The organism is Marinomonas sp. S3726, from assembly GCF_000967665.1.
In the GTDB taxonomy this organism is placed as follows: domain Bacteria; phylum Pseudomonadota; class Gammaproteobacteria; order Pseudomonadales; family Marinomonadaceae; genus Marinomonas.
Window position 1 is genome coordinate 1 of record NZ_JXYC01000020.1, and the last position, 22,030, is coordinate 22,030.

19 protein-coding genes are annotated in these 22,030 nt (G+C 41.2%); 9 read left to right on the forward strand and 10 right to left on the reverse strand.

Features of this window, described 5'->3' with window-relative positions; all coding sequences use genetic code 11:
• Positions 1–592, forward strand: a 592-nt coding sequence (locus TW85_RS16055) for an energy transducer TonB (protein WP_046018154.1), incomplete at its 5' end; no start/stop codon positions are given.
• A gap of 117 nt (positions 593–709) precedes the next feature.
• Here TW85_RS16055 and TW85_RS16060 read toward each other — a convergent pair.
• Positions 710–1,105, reverse strand: coding sequence for a carboxymuconolactone decarboxylase family protein (locus TW85_RS16060; RefSeq protein ID WP_046018155.1), 396 nt, complete (start codon positions 1,103–1,105; stop codon positions 710–712).
• Positions 1,106–1,414: 309 nt separating this feature from the next.
• A complete protein-coding gene (epmB, locus tag TW85_RS16065) occupies positions 1,415–2,467 on the reverse strand; it encodes an EF-P beta-lysylation protein EpmB (RefSeq protein ID WP_046018156.1) in 1,053 nt (350 codons plus the stop codon).
• 316 nt (positions 2,468–2,783) lie between these two features.
• Between epmB and efp the strand changes: the two genes are divergently transcribed.
• On the forward strand, positions 2,784–3,359 hold the full coding sequence (efp, locus tag TW85_RS16070; RefSeq protein ID WP_157196964.1) for an elongation factor P: 576 nt from the start codon (positions 2,784–2,786) through the stop codon (positions 3,357–3,359).
• 253 nt (positions 3,360–3,612) lie between these two features.
• Here the strand turns inward: efp and TW85_RS16075 are convergent, their stop codons facing one another.
• Positions 3,613–3,819: a hypothetical protein gene (locus TW85_RS16075; protein WP_046018158.1), complete on the reverse strand. Its 207-nt coding sequence runs from the start codon at positions 3,817–3,819 to the stop codon at positions 3,613–3,615.
• A 485-nt stretch (positions 3,820–4,304) separates the two neighbouring features.
• Here TW85_RS16075 and epmA point away from each other — a divergent pair, with 485 nt between their 5' ends.
• Complete coding sequence (gene epmA / locus TW85_RS16080; protein WP_046018159.1) at positions 4,305–5,282, forward strand: EF-P lysine aminoacylase EpmA; 978 nt, start codon at positions 4,305–4,307, stop codon at positions 5,280–5,282.
• A 41-nt stretch (positions 5,283–5,323) separates the two neighbouring features.
• Here epmA and TW85_RS16085 read toward each other — a convergent pair whose 3' ends face one another.
• Complete coding sequence (locus tag TW85_RS16085; RefSeq protein ID WP_046018160.1) at positions 5,324–7,882, reverse strand: EAL domain-containing protein; 2,559 nt, start codon at positions 7,880–7,882, stop codon at positions 5,324–5,326.
• 205 nt (positions 7,883–8,087) lie between these two features.
• Between TW85_RS16085 and TW85_RS16090 the strand changes: the two genes are divergently transcribed.
• The 4 genes from TW85_RS16090 to TW85_RS16105 all read left to right on the forward strand — a co-directional run bounded on the left by TW85_RS16090 (position 8,088) and on the right by TW85_RS16105 (position 13,078).
• Positions 8,088–10,316, forward strand: a complete 2,229-nt coding sequence (locus tag TW85_RS16090; RefSeq protein ID WP_238326234.1) for an ATP-binding protein — start codon at positions 8,088–8,090, stop codon at positions 10,314–10,316.
• Between the two features lie 24 nt (positions 10,317–10,340).
• The gene (locus TW85_RS16095; RefSeq protein ID WP_046018162.1) at positions 10,341–11,699 is read left to right on the forward strand and encodes a sigma-54 dependent transcriptional regulator; all 1,359 of its coding nucleotides are present in this window, start codon (positions 10,341–10,343) and stop codon (positions 11,697–11,699) included.
• A 16-nt stretch (positions 11,700–11,715) separates the two neighbouring features.
• Complete coding sequence (locus TW85_RS16100) at positions 11,716–12,213, forward strand: ATP-binding protein (protein WP_046018163.1); 498 nt, start codon at positions 11,716–11,718, stop codon at positions 12,211–12,213.
• 85 nt (positions 12,214–12,298) lie between these two features.
• Positions 12,299–13,078, forward strand: a complete 780-nt coding sequence (locus TW85_RS16105; protein ID WP_046018164.1) for a sulfite exporter TauE/SafE family protein — start codon at positions 12,299–12,301, stop codon at positions 13,076–13,078.
• A 22-nt stretch (positions 13,079–13,100) separates the two neighbouring features.
• Here TW85_RS16105 and TW85_RS16110 read toward each other — a convergent pair whose 3' ends face one another.
• The 3 genes from TW85_RS16110 to nhaC form a co-directional block, all read right to left on the reverse strand.
• A complete protein-coding gene (locus TW85_RS16110; protein WP_046018165.1) occupies positions 13,101–13,370 on the reverse strand; it encodes a hypothetical protein in 270 nt (89 codons plus the stop codon).
• A 208-nt stretch (positions 13,371–13,578) separates the two neighbouring features.
• Positions 13,579–14,394 carry a hypothetical protein gene (locus TW85_RS16115; protein WP_046018166.1) on the reverse strand — a complete coding sequence of 272 codons (816 nt, stop codon included), beginning with the start codon at positions 14,392–14,394 and terminating at the stop codon, positions 13,579–13,581.
• 75 nt (positions 14,395–14,469) lie between these two features.
• Positions 14,470–15,918: a Na+/H+ antiporter NhaC gene (nhaC, locus tag TW85_RS16120; protein ID WP_046018167.1), complete on the reverse strand. Its 1,449-nt coding sequence runs from the start codon at positions 15,916–15,918 to the stop codon at positions 14,470–14,472.
• A gap of 109 nt (positions 15,919–16,027) precedes the next feature.
• On the opposite strand from nhaC, the gene TW85_RS16125 reads away from it, so the two are divergent.
• Positions 16,028–16,963 (forward strand): LysR family transcriptional regulator, encoded by a 936-nt coding sequence (locus tag TW85_RS16125; RefSeq protein ID WP_046018168.1) that lies wholly within the window; start codon positions 16,028–16,030, stop codon positions 16,961–16,963.
• 106 nt (positions 16,964–17,069) lie between these two features.
• Here the strand turns inward: TW85_RS16125 and TW85_RS16130 are convergent, their stop codons facing one another.
• From TW85_RS16130 to TW85_RS16140, 3 genes are all read right to left on the reverse strand, one after another.
• Positions 17,070–18,683: a TRAP transporter large permease gene (locus TW85_RS16130; protein ID WP_046018169.1), complete on the reverse strand. Its 1,614-nt coding sequence runs from the start codon at positions 18,681–18,683 to the stop codon at positions 17,070–17,072.
• Positions 18,684–18,713: 30 nt separating this feature from the next.
• Positions 18,714–19,391, reverse strand: a complete 678-nt coding sequence (locus TW85_RS16135; RefSeq protein ID WP_046018170.1) for a TRAP transporter small permease — start codon at positions 19,389–19,391, stop codon at positions 18,714–18,716.
• A 177-nt stretch (positions 19,392–19,568) separates the two neighbouring features.
• A complete protein-coding gene (locus TW85_RS16140; protein ID WP_046018171.1) occupies positions 19,569–20,561 on the reverse strand; it encodes a TRAP transporter substrate-binding protein in 993 nt (330 codons plus the stop codon).
• A gap of 652 nt (positions 20,562–21,213) precedes the next feature.
• On the opposite strand from TW85_RS16140, the gene TW85_RS16145 reads away from it, so the two are divergent.
• Positions 21,214–21,987 (forward strand): transporter substrate-binding domain-containing protein, encoded by a 774-nt coding sequence (locus TW85_RS16145; protein WP_046018172.1) that lies wholly within the window; start codon positions 21,214–21,216, stop codon positions 21,985–21,987.
• Positions 21,988–22,030 lie beyond the last annotated feature (43 nt).

Sequence of the window (22,030 nt, forward strand, 5' to 3'; positions counted from 1 at the left end):
AGAACCTGAGCCTGAGCCAGAGCCAGAACCAGAACCAGAACCAGAGCCAGAACCAGAACCAGAGCCAGAACCAGAGCCAGAACCAGAGCCAGAGCCAGAACCAGAGCCAGAGCCAGAGCCTGAGCCTGAGCCTGAGTCAGAACTTGAAGAAACGTCAGAGCCTGTGGCTAGTACTAGTCAAAGCCAAACGAAAAATGCGCCGTTAGATGCGAGTCCAGATGGCAATGCCAGTTCGACTCAAAGTAAGATGACGACAGGCATCGGGACGAATAGTTTTGCTGCAGGTGGCGGCGGTGGCGCTAAGGGAGAAGTCTCTTATGGCAGTCTAGTAAAGGCTAAAATAGCCAGTAAAAAAGTCTATCCTAGGGCATCTAAGAAACGAAACGAAACGGGTTTGGTATTGGTGCAAGTGACTATTTCATATACTGGTGAATTAGTAGAAGTGAAGATAGTAAAGAGTTCAGGGTTAAAACGTTTAGATAGGGCAACATTGAAAGCCGTAAAAAGAGCAGCTCCTTTCCCTGCGCCAACGCATCTAGCCTCAGGTCAGAACTATGTTAGTAGAATTCCAGTAGAGTTCTTATTAAGGTAGTAGAAGAGTTCTTTGGGTGTCTTTGAGCGTTCTAGAGGCAAAAAAGCACTTGTAAGTCATCACTTAACAAGTGCTTTTGGTAAAGGCTATTTTGAAGGTGACTCCTTCGTCTAGCACTTATGGTGAGTCATGGTTTGTCATGTCTTTTGGAATTAAGTCCATTTCAGTTAAGACTTCATTTGCCGCACGAAATGCCTGCTGTAAAGCCGGTGCGCCACAATACACGCCTGTGTGAAGTAGAGCTTCTTTAATTTCGATTAGGGTGCAGCCATTATTAATTGCACCACGAATATGACCTTTAAGCTCTTCTGGTGCTTTTAAAGCAACTAAGCAAGACAAGGTTAGTAGGCTTCGTGTTTTACGGTTAATGGCATTGCTTTGCCATACGCTTCCCCAGCAATGTTCATTGATATAGTTTTGCATGTCTTCAGTGAACAAGTTGCTTTGATCCATTGCTTTATCAACAAAAGCATCACCCATTACTTCACGACGTGTTTGTTCACCTGAATTCATCTTGGTCACCACTTATACATAATTAATTTCGTTCTGTTACAGTATTAATAGCATTAATGAAGCAGGTTTTAGTAATAGATAATGATGATACTTAAAATAAATATGATTCATGTGTTTGATAAGTGATCAGTCGTTTTTGTTATGTGAAATAAAACTGAAAGAAGTTAGATTAACTTTTTAGAAAGCGTGCTCTTTTAGCGGGTTAAAGCTGATAAAGGTATGGGTAAAGGTTGCAGCTAGAAAGGCCTCTTCTAAAGGGATAGAGACCTGATGTTTAGCGTTGAGTATTTAGTAAAGGATATTTGGAGCTTAAAGTCTGGGAGCGAACAATGTTTTGGCGCTTTTTCCAGGGATTTCCTTCGCTAATTTAGGCACTAGATAACCTGGTAACTTAGCGGCTACTTTTCCCATTAAGGTTTGAGCTTCATCCAAAGAAATATCAAAATGCGCAGCCCCTTCGACTGAGTCGAGAGTGAACATATAATAGGGCAGAATATCTGCATCAAATAAGGCTTCACTCAAGGCCACTTGGCTATCACAAGTATCATTAATGCCTTTTAAGATAACCCCTTGATTAAAGAGTTTTACTCCCGCTTTTACAAGCTTTGACGCAGCTTGGCTAACAGCATCATCAATTTCATTTGCATGATTTATATGCCATACCATCACGACTTTTAAACGGGTTTCGTCCACCCAATTTAATAACTCATCATTTATCCGAGAGGGAATAACAACGGGGAGTCTGGTATGGATACGAATACGTTTAATCTGCGGCAGGCTTTCCAATGTTTTTATCCGGCTAGCTAGCTGCTTATCTTTTATCATTAAAGGGTCACCGCCACTTAAAATGACCTCGTTAATTTCTGGATGAAGTTTTAGGTAATCAAGCAGTGAGCTCCACTCGTTTGATGATAGGTGATTATCTGCATAAGGAAAGTGACGACGAAAACAATAGCGGCAATTAATGGCGCAACTGCCAGAGGTAATAACAAGTATTCGACTTGAGTATTTGTGGACCAGTGCTTTTTGCGGGTTGTGCTCTTTTTCCGCAAGAGGGTCTTTTACGTAGCCGGGAAGCTTAAGCATCTCTTGCTCAAGAGGCAATATCTGCAACAATAAAGGGTCGCGTAAATTCGCTTTTTCAATTCTTTCTAAATAAGGCTTAGGTACCATTAAAGGAAAGCTTTGGTGGGCAGTTTGACCTTTTGTTAGCTCGGCTGAATCAAGTTCAAGGGCATAGGCTAAAGCATCAAAACTTTTAATTGCAGCTTTAATTTCTAATAACCAGTCTGGGGTGTCGTCTAAGGGTTTTAGGCTTATCTGATCTTGAGGCTGGTTAACTGGCTTGGCTTGATTGAGCATAAAAATAGAGAGCTAGTAGTTGAGTTGTCGGAATTATCTCTGTTGCATCTGGGTCTAAGCAAGTAGAACCCACTTTGCTTATTCAAAAAGTCGAAAAAAACATGGCAATCGGCCCAATTACTCGGTTTTTAGTTAAATTGGGCCTTCTTAGTGACCATGAAGGCGAGTTTTTCTCCGCTTTCCTAGGGTTATTATAGCCTTGCATCTAATGTATAATCGGCAGCAACTTGAATACGGCGTGCCTAGTTTTTGCTTTGGCTGTCTATCTAATATTAACCGTCAGCAGCTCAGGCTGGGTGATTGAAAGAAGAGAATCATAATGGGAATTTCTGCTAGTGATATGCGTAATGGTACTAAAGTCATGGTCGATGGAGATCCATGTGCAGTACTAGACAATGAGCACGTAAAACCAGGTAAGGGTCAAGCCTTTAACCGCTTGAAACTACGTAACCTTAAGTCTGGACGTGTTTGGGAGCGTACTTTTAAATCAGGTGATTCTTTAGACGCTGCTGATGTAATGGATACGGATATGGAGTATCTATATACAGATGGTGAGTTCTGGCACTTTATGGCAACAGATGGTTCTTTCGAGCAACATGCAGCAGATGAAACCGCAGTTGGCGAAAACGTTAAGTGGCTAAAAGAGCAAGAAAAGTATGTGGTTACTCTGTATAACGGCTCTCCACTTGCTATCGCACCGCCAAACTTTATTGAGCTTGAAGTAACTGAAACCGATCCTGGCCTTAAAGGCGATACAGCAAACGGTGGTTCTAAGCCTGCTTATCTATCTACAGGGGCTATGGTGCGTGTACCTTTATTTATCAATATTGGTGAAGTGCTAAGAGTTGATACACGTACTGGTGAATATGTGTCACGTGCTACAGGTAAGTAATATCTGTTAAGCGCCAAACAAAAAGAACGAGTGTCAATGCACTCGTTCTGGATGTTTAACCTAGTCTGGCTATTCAGTTATTATTGCTTTAACAGCCGAAACCATTAATACATCAATTTGTGTTATTCGTTTGTATGAGAGTCAGGTTTTTAGACTGACTTAAAGGCTAATATTTTTCTATATTAGGCTCTATATAAGCTTTTTGTTGGCAGGACCTATTTGTTTTCAAGTCTGTTAACAAGTCCCTTATGCATTAAGAGATCTCTTGCTCTTCACTCAGGCGTGCCAATTTAATCATTTTCTCTTGATCAAACCTCACTAATATCTTGCCATCATTGATGCTAACCAAACTCACCTTAAGTTTATTTGAATTAGCTGAGTAAACAGAAAATGAACAAGCTATTTTCTGTTGCTTCTTGAGGTGAGCGGCTTTGATCGTCTCACCGGATGCAAACAACATTAGCACGACTAGTTTGCATTAAAAGCAAATTCCAATCTCTAATCTGCTTTTCTAGGACGAGTTTAAAACCCTTATTAAAGATGGGTTTAAGGTGCTTTGCACCTATGCCTACAATCAGATTAACTTGTTGATAGGCATATTTTAAATGCACTTGATATGAACCACATTACTCCAAGTTGCGCATTTAAAAGAGAATAAATAGCAAAACTCTGACAGTGCCAGAGCTTCGCTGAGGGAAAAGCACAAAGCGGTCAATAGGCCATCGACCCTTGGTGCTTTTCATTACGCAAATTAATCTGCGCGTCTTTAGTATAGTGGATCAATCATGTCCTTTGTCAATAAATTTGTTACTTTTTTATCAAAGCGAGTTTTGCATAGGCTTAGGCTGGTATGGCTTAGGTCGTAATTAGTTTTTGTTTGCGGACATTAAAAAAAGAATGTTATAATTTTTTTCATTTTCACTCATGTTTAGTAAGACTTTATCTATGCCTCATACCGACTTATGGCAGCCCAATGCCAACATGCAAATGCTACAAAAAAGAGCACAATTGTTACGTAACATACGTGAGTTTTTTTGGCAAAGAGACGTTCTTGAAGTCGACACCCAAGCTTTGTCCTTAACGTCTATTAGTGACCCTTATATTGAGGTGCTCACCACAAAAGCTAAGTGCTTGGGCGAGGAGAAAACCTATTACCTGCAAACGTCTCCTGAATTTGCGATGAAACGCTTATTGGCTTCTGGGTCTGGTTGTATTTATCAGTTGTCTAAGGTGTTTAGGCAAGAGGAAGCCAGTAAGCGACATAGTGTAGAATTTACCTTATTAGAATGGTATCGAGTGGGTCTGGATGACAGACAACTTATGGCTGAAATTGAAGAGTTTTTAGTCAGTGTTAGCCTAAACCCAGAGCTTGTTTGTGATTATAAAAGTTACCAAGACGCTTTTTTAACTTATGCCAATCTTGATCCTTTCAAGGTGGAATTGTCAGAGTTACAAGCCTTAGCTCATAAGTGTACTGAGTATGGTTTAGAAGAAACCGACAGGGATGCACTGCTAGATCTCATTTTTAATGCCTTGATTGAACCTAAAATAGGGCAAGATAGGCCATGCTTCATTCATAGTTACCCCGCTTCTCAGGCAGCGTTAGCCAAGTTGAAGTTTGGCTTTGATGGTATTGAAACGGCGAAACGCTTTGAGCTTTACTGGAAGGGGATGGAGCTTGCTAATGGCTATCATGAATTGACCGATGCCCAAGAGCAGGCCAAGCGCTTTGACATGGACAATGAACAAAGAAAAGCACAAGGTAAGCCAGTTCGAGCGTTAGATACAAACCTATTAGCCGCTTTGGAGTCTGGTTTACCTAATTGTGCGGGTGTCGCCATTGGTATTGATCGTTTGCTTATGGTGCTGAGTCAAACTGACGACATCGAACAAGTCATGCCATTTGCCAAACAAAGGGTATAGCTAGAGAGGAAGGGAGTAAGTAGCTCCCTTCCTATTAGGGCTCATTCATATTTATCAAATGAAGGATGAGGCTCAGTATTAAACTTATTCCAAGCATCAATGTTGATAGGCTCGCTTAAATGGAAGCCCTGCAAATAATTAACTCCCATGTCGACTAAAATATCCTGAACAGCCTGATTATGAACAAATTCAGCTTGAGTTTTTATACCAAGAGAATGGGCTAAGCTATTGATGTGGCGAACTAATATTTGTAGTTTTGGATCCACATCTATGGTGCGAATAATACTACCATCTAGCTTAAGCACGTCCGGTTGTAATTCTATTAGCTTCTCTAGATTTGAATAACCCGAACCAAAGTCATCAATTGCTAACAAAGCGCCAGCCTCTCTAAACTCAGAGACAATTGAGCTGATCCATTGATAATCTTGTATGCTTTCAGATTCCGTTATTTCTAATATTATTCTGCCTTTTACGTCATTCTCTCTAAAAAACTGTCTTAGGGCTTTAAGGGTGTTGTAGTGCTTAAAGTCCATCACAGAGAGGTTGAGCGCTAGGTGGCTTGTAGGGTCTGTTTTCAGTAATTGGCCACAGGTTTCTAGCACCTTAATAGTGATTTTTGGATACAGCTGAGTTTGTTTAATCAGGTCTAAGAAGCTGGCTGGGCCTATGACTTTGCCATCAATTTCAGCTCTAATGAGTGCTTCACCACCAACACAACGGCCGGTTTTAGCATCAAAATAGGGTTGGATATAAGGGTAAACATTATCTTCATCCAAGGCCTGTTTAATTTTTACGATCCAATTAAGGTTATCTTTTTGTTTATCAACTTGATCTAAATCGCCATTCCAAAAGGTAAGGTGATTAGTTTCATGGGCATGGCGTCTGGCTTCATTCGCCTTGATAAGTAAGTGTTCTTTTTTACAGAGCAGTTTGCCTGTGCTTCCAAAAATAGAGGCAATGCCTACGGACAAACTCAAGTTGATTTCATCTGTGGCCTGACTGGTTGTAAAGAAGGGGTTGTTTTCCACATCTTCACTTAAACGGCCCATAAACTTATTCACTTTACGAGGAGGCATATCGGTTTGCAGAAGCACCGCTACCTCGTTGGCAGATACTCGATAACAAGAGAAATCCAAGGAAAGAAAGGTATCGCCCATTCTATTTTTTAAATAGAGGGATAACTGGGCGAGTAAGTCATCGGCCACATCATAACCATACTGTTCATTGATTAGGCGGAAATTACGAATTCTAAAGAGGGTTAAGTGTGCTTTATGATCACTTTCTTCTGACGATTGTAAGCGGCTGAGAAGAGCAAAGCGGTTCATTAGCCCTGTTTGTGAGTCATAGAGCCAATCTCTTGAGTCGGAGTCTGTGTGCTTAGCTAAATGCGTTAGGGCATCTTTTTCTTGAGATAAATCTTTAAAAACATTATTCATTAAATTGAAAATGGAAGCCAAAGAATTATCGATTTCTTGTGTTTTGATACAGCCATTTTGATGACGTGATTCGGCAGAGGTTTCACTCAAACCTATGTAGGTTAAGGCATGTTGCAGGCTTTTTGTTGACGCTTCTGAGCTGAAGAACTCACCAAAGCAAAAGGTACCATTGAGTTCTTTAACCTGACTTAACAGCGTGAGCTTGCTGTTATCATTAAGCACCTCTCCTTGGTCTCGGCTGATGCAATTAAATACAAAAAGGCTTTCTGGCGGCTGACGATAAAGCTGATTTAATTTATCTAGCGTGCCTTGTATTGAAGGCCAAGGGTGGAAGTAAACAAATTTTACCTGAGCACCTATCGGCAGAGGTTCACTCATTAAAATGCCGCCATTGTCGGTAAAATTAAGTGGAACAGAGTGCACTTCTCTATGGCTGGTTTTGTATTTTAGGGCGAACAGATTCATGACTTTAATGTCTGTACTGCTGCCATTGCCTAAATACCGATTAAATACTTGCTGTGCAGGTAAATGATCAATTTGCTGTAAAACGTTGCCCTTTATGGCTGTAATACGCATCTTCTTGCCGATATCTATGCTATCCACAAAGGCATCGTTATCGACATAGAGTTTATCTGACTCTAACGCAACCATAACGGCATGCTGCTGTAATAGTTGGTCTTGGTAGAGAACCCAGGTTTTTTCACTTTTAAATAGACCGGATAAACCACCGCAAAATTTAGTTTTGCTCATCCCTACCTTACTAAAGAGACTAGGGCTGGTGATAGATAAATCATCGGCAAGTACGATCGCCGCAGGAATGGCTTCGCCTTTATGTTCAAGAATGGGGGCAAAAAGCTTCTGACTAGCATCTTCGGCTTTATCTGGGTGTATGCAGGTATAATTATGTATGAGTTTTACATGATCAAAATAGCTGCAAATGAGAGTAACACCCTCTTGCTTAGGTTGACCTTGGTAAATTTGCTTTTCGCTGGACATACCAATGCGGCATGCATTCGGGCAATAATGAGTTAATAAATCAACCCAAACCCTCGTTTGAGCAATATCAGTATTTGCGTAAAACTGAATTAAATCAGGCTGTTTTAAATTAGCTAATACCGCTTCGAGTTCTTGAATTGAGTTACAATGAAAACTTTTACTATGCATGTTTTCTCTATTAGCTCATGGCGCAATTAAGTATTGGTGAATTTAAAGTCTATTTAATTGATTACAATATATTTATTAAAGCTAAAATAAATGACAAGCATTAAGTTGAACATGAATCTAGCCGAGTTGTCCATTTATGTCCTACCTCAATCATACTAATAAATCAGTTTATCTTTTACGTTGGTTATATATTGTACTCTTTAGCATGAGTTTAGTTCTTATGTGGAAAGGTGGGGAAATATTAAAGCAAAAGCAAATAGAAAATTTAAAGCAGTCTTCCAGTGCTGAATTAGCTCAATTAACCAAAGTCATTGTTAGTGCAATAGAAAAGTATCAGCACATGCCGACTTTGCTAGCGAGTAACAGCCGTGTGATTCGTGTATTAGAGCATGGTAGAGCATATGATATCAGGCAGCTTAATGCAGAATTAGAACAGATTAGCCGTATTACCGAAGCCTCAGAGAGTTATATTATTTCACCATCAGGTGTCACCATTGCTGCTTCAAATTATGATCAAGAAACCAGTTTTATTGGTAAAGATTTTTCCTTTAGGCCGTATTTTAAACAAGCCATGGCAGGGCTTTCAGGGCGTTATTATGCGTTAGGAACTACAACAAATAGACGCGGTTATTACTTTTCTTACCCAGTACGAAATGGCCACGAAATAATTGGTGTGGCTGTGGTAAAAGTGGATTTAAGCCAATTTGAATCTCGCCTTAAAAACAATAAATTTAATTTCTTATTGTTAGATCCTGACGGTATCGTATTTAGCAGTTCACGCCGTGAATGGTTATATAAAACCATTAATCAATTAACCCATGAAGAATTACAGCGCATTGTTCAAAGCCGCCGCTATAAAACGCAAGCTTTTGAAAAACTCCCTATCGTGGCAGAAGAGTCGTTTGATGAAGAGGCTAATTTACTGCAGTTATTGGAAGTTAGTAGCACTCTTAAGGGAGAGGAAAAGATAGACAGGATAAGTTACTTGCACTTATCCAGCTCGATTTATTCATTGGGCTTCAAGGTTGATTTATTAATTCCTATTACCTTGATTGAAGAAGAGGTCGCTCTTTGGCGTACCATCTTTATGGCCAGCTTGTTAATTTTGATTCTGGTACTCATTACCGCACGGTTAAGGCGTCGTATGCTAAGTGAGCGTTCACAAGCTTTAGAAATGAGCCGTCATAATCAAGCCTATATCAGAGAAATTATTACGAATACACAGGCGGGTCTTATTACGCTGGATGAAGAGCAAAAAATAGAATCCTACAACCCAGCAATGGAGACTTTAATAGATCATCCTTTGACTGAGCTAATAGGTATGCCTTTTAGTGATTTGTACACCCCAATTTCAGATGATCCAGAGGGTCAATCTAAAGCCTTATTTTCTGAAGTATCAGCTCCTTTTATCGTGACAGCCTCGGAAGGTTTTTTACATCTTAATAGCCAAAGCCCGCGACATAAGCAGCAAGTCGCAGTTGAGATGACCTTATGTAAAATGAACTTACCTAATAGCCTTAAATACTTGGTTACCTTCCATGATATGACAGAGCGTAAGCGGTATGAACAGGAATTGATGCATGCGAGAAATGCGCTCGAACACAGGGTAGTAGAACGTACCTCAGAATTAGAGCTGGCTAACCAAAGGTTAAGAGATGAAATTCAGCACCATAAGGAAACCCAGCAAGAGTTAATTCAAACAGCTAAGTTAGCCGTGTTGGGGCAATTAAGTGCGGGTATTAATCATGAGCTAAACCAGCCTTTAACAGCTATGCGCGCTTTTGCTGAAAACGGACTGACCTTTATAGAGCGTGAGAATATCACGCAAGCAAAAGGTAATTTAAACAAGATAGTGAATCTATGTGGTCATATGTCTGACATTATTTCACGTTTTAAGGTCTTTGCCAGAAAAGGGAATTTTCAACACTCTCCAGTCTCCTTAGATACTGTTATTCAAGGGGCTATGACCATCATGATGCAACGTATTAAAGATGCCGAGATAGAGTGCATTCTCCCTAAAATTAATACAGAGCAAGTGATTGGTGATGTGGTTTTGTTGGAGCAAGTTCTGGTTAACCTGATCGCCAACGCGATTGATGCCATTATGGAATCTGATCATAGCCAGAAACGGATTGAAATTAAAATAGAGCAGCCAGCTCATGATCTTGATAAACAAGACTCTTGGTTAACCATACGCGTTTTGGATTCAGGAAATGGTATGGATGATGTTGTTTTAGCGTCTTTGTTTGAGCCCTTCTTCACCTCTAAATCAGATAGTGTTGGGTTAGGTTTAGGGCTATCTATTAGCCAAAGAATTGTGGAATCCATGGGGGGCAGCATCAGTGCTGCCAATATCACTCAAGGTGAGCATTCTGAGTGCTATAAAGATGTTAATATAGGTGCTGAATTTAGCGTGACTTTAAAAGCCGTTTAATCGAATAGGAGGATGTCGCTTAACATGACTAGTGCAGGTAAGGTGTTATTGATTGATGATGAGTCTATGGTGCGTTCTGCCATTTCTCAAACATTAGAGTTAGAGTCCTTTGAGGTGCTGGAATATGCCAATGGCAAAGGGGTGATTGAAAATCTCTCGATAGACTGGCCTGGCATTATCGTAAGTGATATTAACCTTCCTGGTTTAAATGGTTTGGACCTTTTTGAACAAGTTAAACAGGTTGATGAGAGCATTCCTGTTATCTTTATTACAGGTCACGGTGATATCAGTATGGCGGTTAGTGCCATGCGAGATGGGGCCTATGACTTTATCGAAAAACCTTTCTCCAATGATGCTTTTCTGGATGTGGTGCGACATGCCATGGAGAAACGCAAACTTACCCTTGAAAACCGCCGACTAAGACAAGAGCTACAGGCGCAAAATGCCCCAGGCCCACGTATTATTGGTAATACTGCTGGGGTGAACCGTCTAAGACAAACACTTTTACACGTGGCAGATACGGCGGCAGATATTCTGATTAATGGTGAAACGGGCACAGGGAAAGAGCTGGTGGCACGCTATATACACGAGCACAGTGGTCGCCAAGGTAATCCTTTCGTTGCTATCAACTGTGGTGCTGTGCCTGAATCTATTATGGAAAGTGAGCTTTTTGGCCATGAAAAAGGCGCATTCACCGACGCTAAAACCCAACGTATTGGTAAGTTGGAACACTCCAATGGTGGCACACTCTTTTTAGATGAAATTGAAAGCATGCCCATGTCTATGCAAGTTCGTTTATTACGAGTGCTAGAAGAGCGAAAAGTGGAGCGTCTAGGCTCGAATAAAGGCATAGATCTCGACCTTAGAATTCTTGCTGCGACCAAGGTGGATTTAAAAGAGTTGAGTGAAACAGGAGTGTTTCGACAAGACCTTTATTACCGTCTCAATGTTGTCAGGGTGGATATTCCAAGCCTAAGGGATAGAACTGAAGACATCCCGCTTTTGTGGCAGCATTTTTGTCTGGTTGCTACCGCTCAATATAAGCGTGAATCTGAGCCAGTGACGGCCTCTCGCATGCATAGTTTGATTAGTTATGAATGGCCCGGCAATGTCAGAGAATTGCGAAATCTGGCAGAAAGGTATGTACTTATGGGGGAGGCATGTACTTTTGAGTTTGACCAAATTATCACGACAAATGAACATAACCCTGGTGTCATGACCTTGCCTGAACAAGTGGAGCGATTTGAGAAAACGCTTTTAGAGCAAGAACTAACTCATCAGAAAGGGTCAATAAAAGGCACTATGGATGCGCTTGGTTTACCGCGAAAGACCCTTTACGACAAGATGAGAAAATATGATTTAGATAAGGACTTTTATAAATAAATCATTGGGAGAAAAGATGGTTAGCATTGTAACTTTAGAAGATATTGCCACACTGAGGGAATCATCCGAAGTGGAATGTAAGCTTGCTCAAGGGCGAGATGGTAAGGGGCAATTACCCGATGATATTTGGGAGAGTTACAGTGCGTTTGCTAATACAGATGGTGGCGATATCTTGCTTGGTTTAAAAGAGTTAGATGATGAAACCTATCAATTAGCGGGTATTGAAAATACCGAAAAAGTGATCGACGAGTTATGGCAAGGGCTGAACAACAAGACGGTTACTAATATGAACTTGATCCCTAAAAACTGGATTAAGGTTGTGACTATCATGGGTAAGAATATGATTCACATCTTGGTACCTAAAGCCCCGCCAGAACAAAAGCCCATTTACATTAAAACTGATCCACTTAAAGGAACTTATGTACGTTTAGGTAGTGCGGATATGCAGCAAGATGCCATTACAGTAAGTCGATTATTAGCCGAACAGAAAAAAATACTGGAAGCACAAAGCTAAGCTTTTTTGCTAGAGGTTTAAGCCTTTAAGCTCAGTCATGTTTTAATCAATATAATTCTTTTCCCCTTAGCAGAGTAGACATTCGATGGATGTAACGGCATTTTTAGCTTGGTTCGAGTCATATTTTTTAGCAACTACCTCGCTTAATGTGTTTGTTATCTTGGTTGCTGTTGCCTGCTTTACGTCATTTACAACCGCCGTTTTTGGTGCTGGTGGTGGCGTCATGATGTTAGGTGCTATGGCTCAAGTTTTGCCACCTCAAGTGATTATTCCTTTACATGGAGTTGTACAGCTAGGCTCAAATACTGGCCGCGCTATCATGAGTTGGCGTTATATTGATTGGCGTTTAATTTCACGATTTTTACCCGGTGCTGTAGTGGGTATTTTGCTAGGTAGCTTGCTCTTGGTCAGCTTAACCCCATCGACCATATATCTCACCGTGGCCTTATTTATCTTGTACCTGTGTTGGGGGCCTAAGCTACCTAAGCTGGTATTGGGAACATTAGGCACAGGAATAGCCGCTGCCGTAACCAGCTTTTTAACTTTATTCGTGGGGGCTTCTGGCCCTTTAGTTGCCGCCTTTATCAAGCAAATGCATGCCTGCAAATTCACTACGATAGCGACTTTTGCTGTGGCCATGACAAGTCAGCATTTATTAAAAATTAGCGTATTTTATCAGGTCGGATTTCCACTATTGGACTGGCTGCCTCTGTTGGTATGCATGATCGTAAGTGGCGCCATAGGGACATTTGTTGGATTAAAGGTATTGAAATATGTCTCTGATAAGAGCTTTCACCGTACCTTTAATTTGATTCTAACTGGGTTAGCGTTACGTATGATGTGGCAGGCTTGGGATGCGCTTTAGTTATTTAAAAGAAAAAGTAGGCTTAGTTGCGTACTTTTTCTTTAACAACCAGCTTGATCACGAAATCAGGGCGAAACAGTATCATCCAATAGCTGAGTAATAAGCTTGTAAGACCTGTGATTACCATATGGTTTTGATAGGTTTGCCAGAAGATATATTGGCTAGAAGAGGGAGTATTAAAGCCAGTAAAAATCAGAATAAAAGGCAGAATACAGCAAGCGATAATAAGTAGAAGACTTTTGCTTTTGCAAATTCTTGTCGCCTTCTGCTGAGAGTTCAATGTATTGTGCATAAAATCAACCTTCTTAATCTGTCTTGTTCTGATGCTGTTCTGCTTTGCGTCCATCCTTTGGCAGCAGTAAAAATTTTAAGCCTATTATCTATAACGGCAGCTTATGTTTTTTCTTTATTCATTAGGTTGATATTTATAAATTAAAATAAAGGAGAAAAAATGAAGCCAATGTTGAATTAGGGTGATTTCACTTTTTCTCCATTTTTAACTAATCGGTGAACTCTATGCTGGCTAGCTCTCCATTTTCTTGTCTGACGATAACCGTAGAGAATTCAGGTGTGGCTGAGTAAATCACCATAAAGCGACCCGTAATATAGGCATCGGCGTGAATTGCCCAAGGTGCCATGTGAATGCCATAACCAAAAGGCACCTGAAAGGCGGAGACTTCATCAAGGCCCTCTTCATTGCGTTTACCAATAATAAGGTAACCCCCACAGGTTTCATCTAAAGGCATATGAAAATGAGGCCTATCATGGACTTCGAGGTAAGCGCCACCACCTAATTCTGGCTTCAGTAAATACTCTTGAGGGTAATCTTTACCTACTGAGGTGACGGTTAAAGGAAGGTTGCCGCTAGCATCAAACTTGATCGCATCGCCGATTTTAACTAGACGAGAATGATAATAAGCCAGATGCTCTGGTGTTGCCTCAGCAATGGCAATCTTCAGACTTGCCTCGCCCTTGTTTAATAAATATCGCCCGTTACCACCTAAAATATTGGCGTCGTCTATGGTTAGGTCGACTTTTGCCTGCCAATCTCCAGTAAGCTTACTTCTGGGTGGTGCGATGGGTTGAGGTAAAGGCGCAATGGTAAGATCTTCAGCTTCATACATGCCATCAAGTTGTAATTGATAAACCTTGTTAGGCTGCACATATCCAAGGTAATTCTCTGTTCGCATATAGGATTCAGGGCTAGCCCCTTGGCGATTTACCGTTAAAACAGGTACATCTTTTTGTAGGTCTTCAGGCAGTGATCTTAAACCTGACAAGACATCTTCTTGAACAGTCCAATGGGCTGCTTTCATATGGGGACTCCTTGGGGGTAAAGTGGCGCAATTAATGCGCCACCTGAATTAGATATTAAGCTTGAGAGTGTCGTTTTAGTTTGCCGCTTGTTTTAACTGGACATCATCTGTTTGCGTTTGGTTGTTATGCTCTGTGGTGCTGGTTTTAGCTCTGAATAGGGCAATGCCTAAATAAGCCAGCAGAATAGAAAGTAGCGGGTTAAACCAGTTAAGTAGGGCATAGGGTGCGTAATCTAAAACACTCACTCCTAAAGTTGAGGCAAAGAAAGCACCGCCTGTGGTCCAAGGAATCAAGGCCGTCGTTAAGGTTGCACCTTCTTCTAGAGAGCGTGACATCAGGCTTCTATCTAGCTTGTGTTTATCATAGGCGTCGCCGAATAATTGGCCGCCAAGAATGATAGACATATAAGCTTCACCCATACTCATGTTGCCAAGGAAGCAAGATAGAATCGTTGTGGCTACTAGGCTGGCAGCACGTTTAACTCGGCTTAGAATACTAGAGATAAGCACACGTAAAAATCCAAATTGGCTTAATATGCCACCTAACGCCAAGGCCATAAGGGCTAAAGATAAAGTCCACATCATGGAGGAGATACCGCCACGGCTAAACAACTTATCTAGTGTGCTAATGCCTGTTTCGAATGAACCACCAGAAAAGAGTGAATTGAGTACAGTGGTGAACTGAGCCCCTTGCATCAAGATAGCAATCAAAACAGCGACAACGGCTGCACTCATCATGGCAACTTCGGCGCTGATTTTTTTCAAGCTCATTACTAACATCACAACAAAAGGCAGTAGGCAAATTAGGTTAATGCTGTAGGTGTTTTCTATGCCAGCTAACATAGCATTAAGCTCTGACGCCGGTAGACCATGCTCGGCATAACTCATTCCCATGAAGGAAAAAACAACTAAGCAAACAAGATAGGCAGGGCCTGTGGTGTAGAGCATGCCTTTAATGTGAGTGTATAAATCTGTGCCAGAAGACATGGCAGCTAGATTGGTTGTATCAGAAACAGGTGACATCTTATCGCCAAAACAAGCACCAGAGACAACAACACCCGCCACTAGCGGTAATGGAATTCCCATGGCTTCACCTATTCCCATAAGCACCACACCAGCGGTGCCGACAGTGCCCCAGCTAGTGCCAGTCGCAACCGACATAAAGCTGCATAGAATCAGACCTGCGGGTAAAAAGAGGGCGGGAGATATGATCTCAAGACCATAGTAAATAAGTGCTGCGACTGTGCCGCTTTGAATAAAGGCCGCAATCAGAACACCGATAAGAATGAAAATATAGATGGCGGATAGGGCGCCTTGTATGCCTGAGTTCATGGCATTACGAATAGATTTAAAGCCATCTTGGCTGAGTTTAAGTGCGCTAATGCCTGCGATTAAAAGGCAGATAAGCATGAGGCTATGTAAGCTAGCCTTTAAATAAAACAAGCCTACACCTATGACACACACTATGGCGCCAAAGGTTAGAAAGGATTGCCTAAAACTTGGACTTTGTAGCTGGTTAGACATCTGGGTTCTCCCACTTTATTTTTATATTTAGAGAGCTAAGGCTAGCAAAAGAAAATTCTATCCCCTATCCTAATTTGCTAAACAACCTATTAGAAAAAACTAATGCTTTATGTTTATTTTACCTTCATTTCAATCCTTAAAGATATTCGAATCTGCCGCTAGGTTAGCCAGCTTTACTAAAGCGGCTGATGAGCTAGGAATCAGTCAGGGTGCGGTAAGTCAGCATATTAAGAACCTAGAAATTAGAGCAGGTTTTGACGTGTTTGAACGTACTGGGCGAAGGGTTATTCTCACCTCGTCTGGGCAAGTCTTATTAGATGCAGTAAAGCATGGATTAGGACACATTCAACATACAATTGAAGTTGAAAAACGAAAAAAGCAGGCAAATGAAATCGTTATATCAAGCCAACCAGGCTTTGCGATACGCTGGCTGCTACCGCGTATTATGGCTTTTAATCAGGCTCATCCTAAACTTAAAATCAGTGTAAATACGGTTACCAGCCCTCTGGATTTCTCTTTGTATCATGCTCAAGCTGGGCTCTATTATGGCTCGAAAGAGATTAAAGCAGGTGAGACGGAGAAGCTGTTTGATGAGCACCTGATTCCTGTTTGCTCAGCTAAGTTTGCAGAGCAGCATAAGTTACAGCCACCGTTGAATAAAAAACAACTTGAGAAGTTGGTTAACTTGCCGCTATTAGGTGATTTAAGCCCAGTACCACCGCCTTTTGACGATACTTGGTCCTATTGGGCTAAAGCAGTCGGAATCGATTTGTCGCTGGATCATATTGATCGACAATCCCAGTCTAATATCACTCTGCAACTGGCTGAGTTAGGTCATGGGATAGCGATAGGGCGAACCTCGTTAGTTATGGATGCGATTCAGGCTGGCAGTTTGATTGCTTTAACTCAGGCTGAGGTGAAGAACCCTTGTTATTACCAATTAGTCTCTAATCCCGCCATGCCAAAAAACAAAGCATTGAACACCTTTTCCGCTTGGCTTGAAGTGCAATCAAAAGAGATAAGTGAGTTTAAGTTACTGATTTAAAATAAAAAGTAAAAAACGCCATGACAGGGCAGTGTCATAGCGTTTTTTTATCTTCACTTGTTGGCTCCTTTTGTTAAGAAGCCATTAGTTAGATTGTTTAATGGGGCTAATTGATTAGCTCCGGCCCCATAATGCTGTAAGGCAAGTAAGTTGATAGCGCTGGAACATAAGTTACTATGATCAGGAATACCATTAGTACAGCAACGAATGGCATAGCCGCTCTTACGACTTGTGCCAGACTCATACCGGTAATACCTGAGGTCACAAAGAGGTTGAGGCCGATAGGCGGCGTGATCATACCTATTTCCATGTTCACTACCATGATAATACCTAGGTGGATTGGGTCTATGCCAAGTTGCATCGCAATTGGGAAGACAACGGGTGCCACGATCACTAATAGGCCAGATGGCTCCATGAACTGACCACCAATCAAGAGAAGTACGTTGACAGCAATCAAGAAGGTGAACCAGTTAAAACCAACACCTAGCATCCATTCAGTAATCATTTGCGGAATACGTTCAGAAGATAGGGTATGAGCAAATAATAGAGCGTTGGCAATAATGAACATCAGCATGATGGTGGTTTTTGTACCATCTAGCATTACCTTACGAGACTCACCACCAAACAAGGCAGGGAAAAAAGCGCGCCCCATTTGACCTAGATTACGTGCCCAGATAGGTAGGCCTGCTAACAAACATTTGAACAAAGGTGCATTAATCGCATGACCACGTTTGTAAATGTAGAAAATAGCGAGAGCGACACCCATGATTAGGCCCCAAATAGCACGATCACCAGAGGTAATAGTTTCGCTATCTGCAAGTGCGAAGAAGGATAGGATCTCCCATACTAAGAAGAAAGAGACACCATAAACACTACCATTAAAGCCAACACGGGCAATGGCAGAGTCTGATTCTTCTACCCAAGGGGTATTCTTAAGAGGCCCCATATCGCGGTAAACAAAAAGTGCGATAAAGATAGAGTAAACCGCAGCAACGACCGCGGCTTCTGTTGGTGTGAAAACACCACCATAAATACCACCCATGATGATAACGACTAGGAACAAGCCCCAACCCGCTTCTTTACCACCGCGTACAATATTGCCAAAACCTTTCCAAGGCTCTGCCGGCAGGCCTTTAATACGAGCAACCACATAGATAGCTAGCATCAACATACCGCCTGCTAATAGACCTGGGAAGACACCCGCTAGGAACATACGACCAACAGATACGTCAGTTGCAGCAGCGTACACTACCATTACGATAGAAGGTGGAATCAAAATACCCAAGGTACCTGCGTTGGCGATAACACCAGAGGCGAACTCTTTTGAGTAACCCACTTGGCGCATACCGGCAATAGCGATGGTACCGATAGCCACTACGGTTGCTGGCGATGAGCCTGATAAAGCAGCAAACATCATACAAGCGAGTACCGATGCCATTGCCAAGCCACCACGGAAGTGACCAACAGCGGCAATCGCAAAGTTGATCAAGCGTTTTGCCACACCACCTGTAGACATAAAAGACGATGCCAATATGAAAAACGGGATCGCAAGTAAGGTGTAATGCTGGCCTGCTCCAAATAAGGATAGGGCGATTGATGATAATGAATCGTGAGAGAAAAAGGTCACGAATAAGATAGAAGATAGACCTAAAGATATACCTACAGGTACCCCGATAAAGAGTAACCCTAGCACTAGGCCAAATAAAATTAATGATTCCACAACGAGCTCCTTAGCCGCAAGTTAGATAGGTTAGTCTTTTAAAACGTCTTTATTTTCTTCAACCAGATCTTGTGCTTCGTGACCACTGATCAGCATCTCTCTTTCGCCGTTATAAATGGCAATGAAAGCTTGAATCGAGCGGAAGCAAAGCATGGCTAAACTTATGGGTAAGATCACCAAGACTAACCAGCGGTGAACACGGGGTTTAATGTCTAATAACTCTTGTAGGAATACAGGGTATCTCAGTTCTTCAGAGCCAATGCCAATTTTGAACATCTTGCTCCAATATTCGATGGCGCCGCCTCTTACTTCAACATTCAGTAGAGTCAGCCAAGTAGAATCTAGCAGGATAAAACCATACATCATGGCTGCGAATGCACCAGTGAGGGATAGAAATTTGCGGGTTTTCGATGGCACCGCATTGAGGACAATATCCACACCTAGGTGTAAGCCGGTTTTAATACCATAACTCATGCCCAAAAGGATCAACCAAGAAAACGCGATCGTGGTAAATTCAAGTGCTGCATGCCAGCCAGTATTAAAGCCATAACGGGCAATAACCTGTCCAAACGAAACGAGCATGATGGAGGTAATAACCAAAACCATGAGGTTTTCTTCAGCCTTATCCACGGCGTTAGGATAGCGCTTCTCTAATCCCCAGAGAATCAGAATAAATAGTAATAGATAAAAGTGTGGCCAATATGCCATGACAGTCTCCAGACTCGTATTCAGATAGACGGTAACTTAAAACGGACCTTACCCCACGGATCGAGTCAGCATGGGATAGGGCCAAAAGGAGTGTACTCTCAGTGCTTTATGGAGATAAAACAGTACACAAAACTGGGCGATAGGCGGGAGATGAGGGCCCCACCTATCAGTAGCAGCTTAGGATTCAGCTGCGGCTTTGACTAGGTCTTTACCAATGTATTGGTCAAATTGAGACCAAACTGGCTTCATAGTATCAACCCATTCTTGACGCTGTGCTGGTGTAAGGGTGTTAATCTTACCGCCTGCCTTCAAGATGTTGGCACGGTTAGCCGCTTCTTTCGCTTTAACCGATTGGTTTGCTTCTTGAGTCACATCATTAGCAATTTGCATGAACTGAGCACGAGTACTGCTATCTAGGCTGTCTAGGAACTCAGAAGACGTCATGAACAAGTAAGCTAATAGCTGGTGGTTGGTTTCAGTCACACTGTCTTGTACTTCAAAGAATTTTTTAGTGTAAATGTTAGACCAGGTGTTTTCTTGACCGTCTACAACGCCTGTTTGTAGCGCGCCGTATACTTCAGAGAAAGACATCGCCTGTGGAGAAGCACCCATTGCAGAAATCATTTGTTTAGCAACATCAGAGGTTTGTACGCGGAATTTTAAACCTTCAGCATCACTTGGGACTTCTAGCTTTTTGTTAGCAGAGAAGTATTTCATGCCAGACATCCAGTAGCCTAGACCAACAAAGCCTGCATACTCATCCATCTCAGTTAGCAATTCTTTACCTTCTGCAGATTGAGTGAAACGAATCGCATGGTCCATATCTTTAAAGATGAAAGGTAGGTCGAAAACACCGTATTTATCTGTATAAGAACCGAATTTAGATAGAGATGGCGCTAATAATTGAACATCGCCAAGTAACAGTGCTTCAAGCTCTTTACTATCACCAAACAGCGTTGAGTTTGGATAAAGTTCTACACATAGTTTGCCGTTCATTTCTTTATTAACACGTTCAGCGAACTTGTTAGATGCAACCACTTTAGGGTGAGTTGTACCGCCCGTTACATGGCTAAATTTAACAACGCGTTCACCTGATTCACAGCTAGCTTGAGCGCCAGTGGCAGCAAGTGTTAGAACAGCGGCAGAAAGAGCAAGATTAAATTTTTTCATTTTTATTAGACTCCGACAGGGTACTTATTATTGTTTGTCTGTGTGACTTAACAGAGATTTATCGTCTCTTTTAAGTTGTTAATGCCTTAACTATGAGATTAATGGCATACAAGTTTCTATGTTACGGAGCTGATATAGCAGAAAGGGTGCCAACTTTTGTTTTTGTTTTTAACTTGTTGAATCTTAAGACTATTTTTGTTTTCTGTTAGAGGTGAGGAAAAGCATAGCTTTAGCTATTGGGGGTAATATGACTCATGGAAAAATACGTATGGGTGGAATTTCACCCATAACCATTATTTATCTTTATTCACCTTTTGTGGTGATAGTAAGCTCATGAAATATAAGAATAAAATCTAAATAAGCAAAGAGTTTCAGCTAATTTAATGTAAATGACATTCTTGATTTAGAGATTAAAATACTTGGTTTTTATCTCATTCTAAAAAAAGGGGTAATTCCACCCAAATGCTAATTAATTATTTAAAAACAAAAGGTTATCTTTAAATAAGCTAAGGTTGGAATGATAAAAGATAGAAAAGTGAGTTCTTATCAATAAAATGTGGTTTATTTACATAATTAAGTCATTTATCTTTAATAACTTATCTATAAATTAGCTATGCTAAATAAAATAAAAAATATTTATGATGGGTTTCCTATGAAAGCTCTTTCTGTATTATCTCATTTATTTTCTGGTTTTAAAAAATCTGGCCTGATACTAACTTTCCTTGTTTTTAGTCTCTCTACTCCTATTAAAGCTGCACCCTTGGTGTTTTTGGCAGATCATTTCCCTCCCTACGAATTTGCTAACCCTATGGGCAAGGCCTTGGGCTTTGATGTAGAAGTTATCGATAAAATTTTCAAAGATATAAATCTTGATGCTCAGTTTAAATTTGTACCTTGGAACCGTGTAATCAATACAGTTAAAAAGGGGGAGGCTGCTGGTTATTTCTCTTGTGCTTATAAACCTGAAAGAGAAGCCTATTCCTATTATTCAGATGTTTTAAGTACTGCCACACAAGGTATTATCGTAAAGCGTGGTTTTGATGTGTCTGGTATCCGTTATGTTTCTGATCTTAAAAGGTTGAAAATTGGATCTGTAGAAGGTTATGCCGCGAACCAGTATTTAAAAGATGCCGGGATAGCGTTTGAGAAGATAGGCCATATTAGTAATGCCTTTCCCATGTTATCGCGAGAAAGGTTCGATGCTTTATTTTTAAGTTTAGAAGCGGGTATGTTTCTCGCTTCTGAGGCTGGCTTGAGTGATAAACTGGCTTACATCCCTATGCAGGATATCCCAGTGAGAAAGTATTACCTCTGCTTTAGTAACCAGCTTGAAAACCATAAAGAAATCGCTGAGAAATTTAACAAAAAACTCGCTGAATTTAGAGAAGATGGTACTTATGAAATGATTCATGACAGATACCGTTAATCGAAATAGTTTTCTAGTTGTTAAATGATCGAGAAAGATAAAG

Excerpts from the sequence above, each read along its gene's own strand:
- TW85_RS16125 (WP_046018168.1), top strand. The coding sequence starts at position 16,028 with ATGTTTATTTTACCTTCATTTCAATCCTTAAAGATATTCGAATCTGCC.
- epmA (WP_046018159.1), top strand. The coding sequence starts at position 4,305 with ATGCCTCATACCGACTTATGGCAGCCCAATGCCAACATGCAAATGCTA.
- TW85_RS16135 (WP_046018170.1), bottom strand. The coding sequence starts at position 19,391 with ATGGCATATTGGCCACACTTTTATCTATTACTATTTATTCTGATTCTC.
- TW85_RS16110 (WP_046018165.1), bottom strand. The coding sequence starts at position 13,370 with ATGCACAATACATTGAACTCTCAGCAGAAGGCGACAAGAATTTGCAAA.
- nhaC (WP_046018167.1), bottom strand. The coding sequence starts at position 15,918 with ATGTCTAACCAGCTACAAAGTCCAAGTTTTAGGCAATCCTTTCTAACC.
- TW85_RS16095 (WP_046018162.1), top strand. The coding sequence starts at position 10,341 with ATGACTAGTGCAGGTAAGGTGTTATTGATTGATGATGAGTCTATGGTG.
- TW85_RS16115 (WP_046018166.1), bottom strand. The coding sequence starts at position 14,394 with ATGAAAGCAGCCCATTGGACTGTTCAAGAAGATGTCTTGTCAGGTTTA.
- TW85_RS16075 (WP_046018158.1), bottom strand. The coding sequence starts at position 3,819 with ATGTTGTTTGCATCCGGTGAGACGATCAAAGCCGCTCACCTCAAGAAG.
- TW85_RS16100 (WP_046018163.1), top strand. The coding sequence starts at position 11,716 with ATGGTTAGCATTGTAACTTTAGAAGATATTGCCACACTGAGGGAATCA.
- TW85_RS16145 (WP_046018172.1), top strand. The coding sequence starts at position 21,214 with ATGAAAGCTCTTTCTGTATTATCTCATTTATTTTCTGGTTTTAAAAAA.
- epmB (WP_046018156.1), bottom strand. The coding sequence starts at position 2,467 with ATGCTCAATCAAGCCAAGCCAGTTAACCAGCCTCAAGATCAGATAAGC.
- TW85_RS16140 (WP_046018171.1), bottom strand. The coding sequence starts at position 20,561 with ATGAAAAAATTTAATCTTGCTCTTTCTGCCGCTGTTCTAACACTTGCT.
- TW85_RS16085 (WP_046018160.1), bottom strand. The coding sequence starts at position 7,882 with ATGCATAGTAAAAGTTTTCATTGTAACTCAATTCAAGAACTCGAAGCG.
- TW85_RS16105 (WP_046018164.1), top strand. The coding sequence starts at position 12,299 with ATGGATGTAACGGCATTTTTAGCTTGGTTCGAGTCATATTTTTTAGCA.
- TW85_RS16060 (WP_046018155.1), bottom strand. The coding sequence starts at position 1,105 with ATGAATTCAGGTGAACAAACACGTCGTGAAGTAATGGGTGATGCTTTT.
- TW85_RS16090 (WP_238326234.1), top strand. The coding sequence starts at position 8,088 with ATGAGTTTAGTTCTTATGTGGAAAGGTGGGGAAATATTAAAGCAAAAG.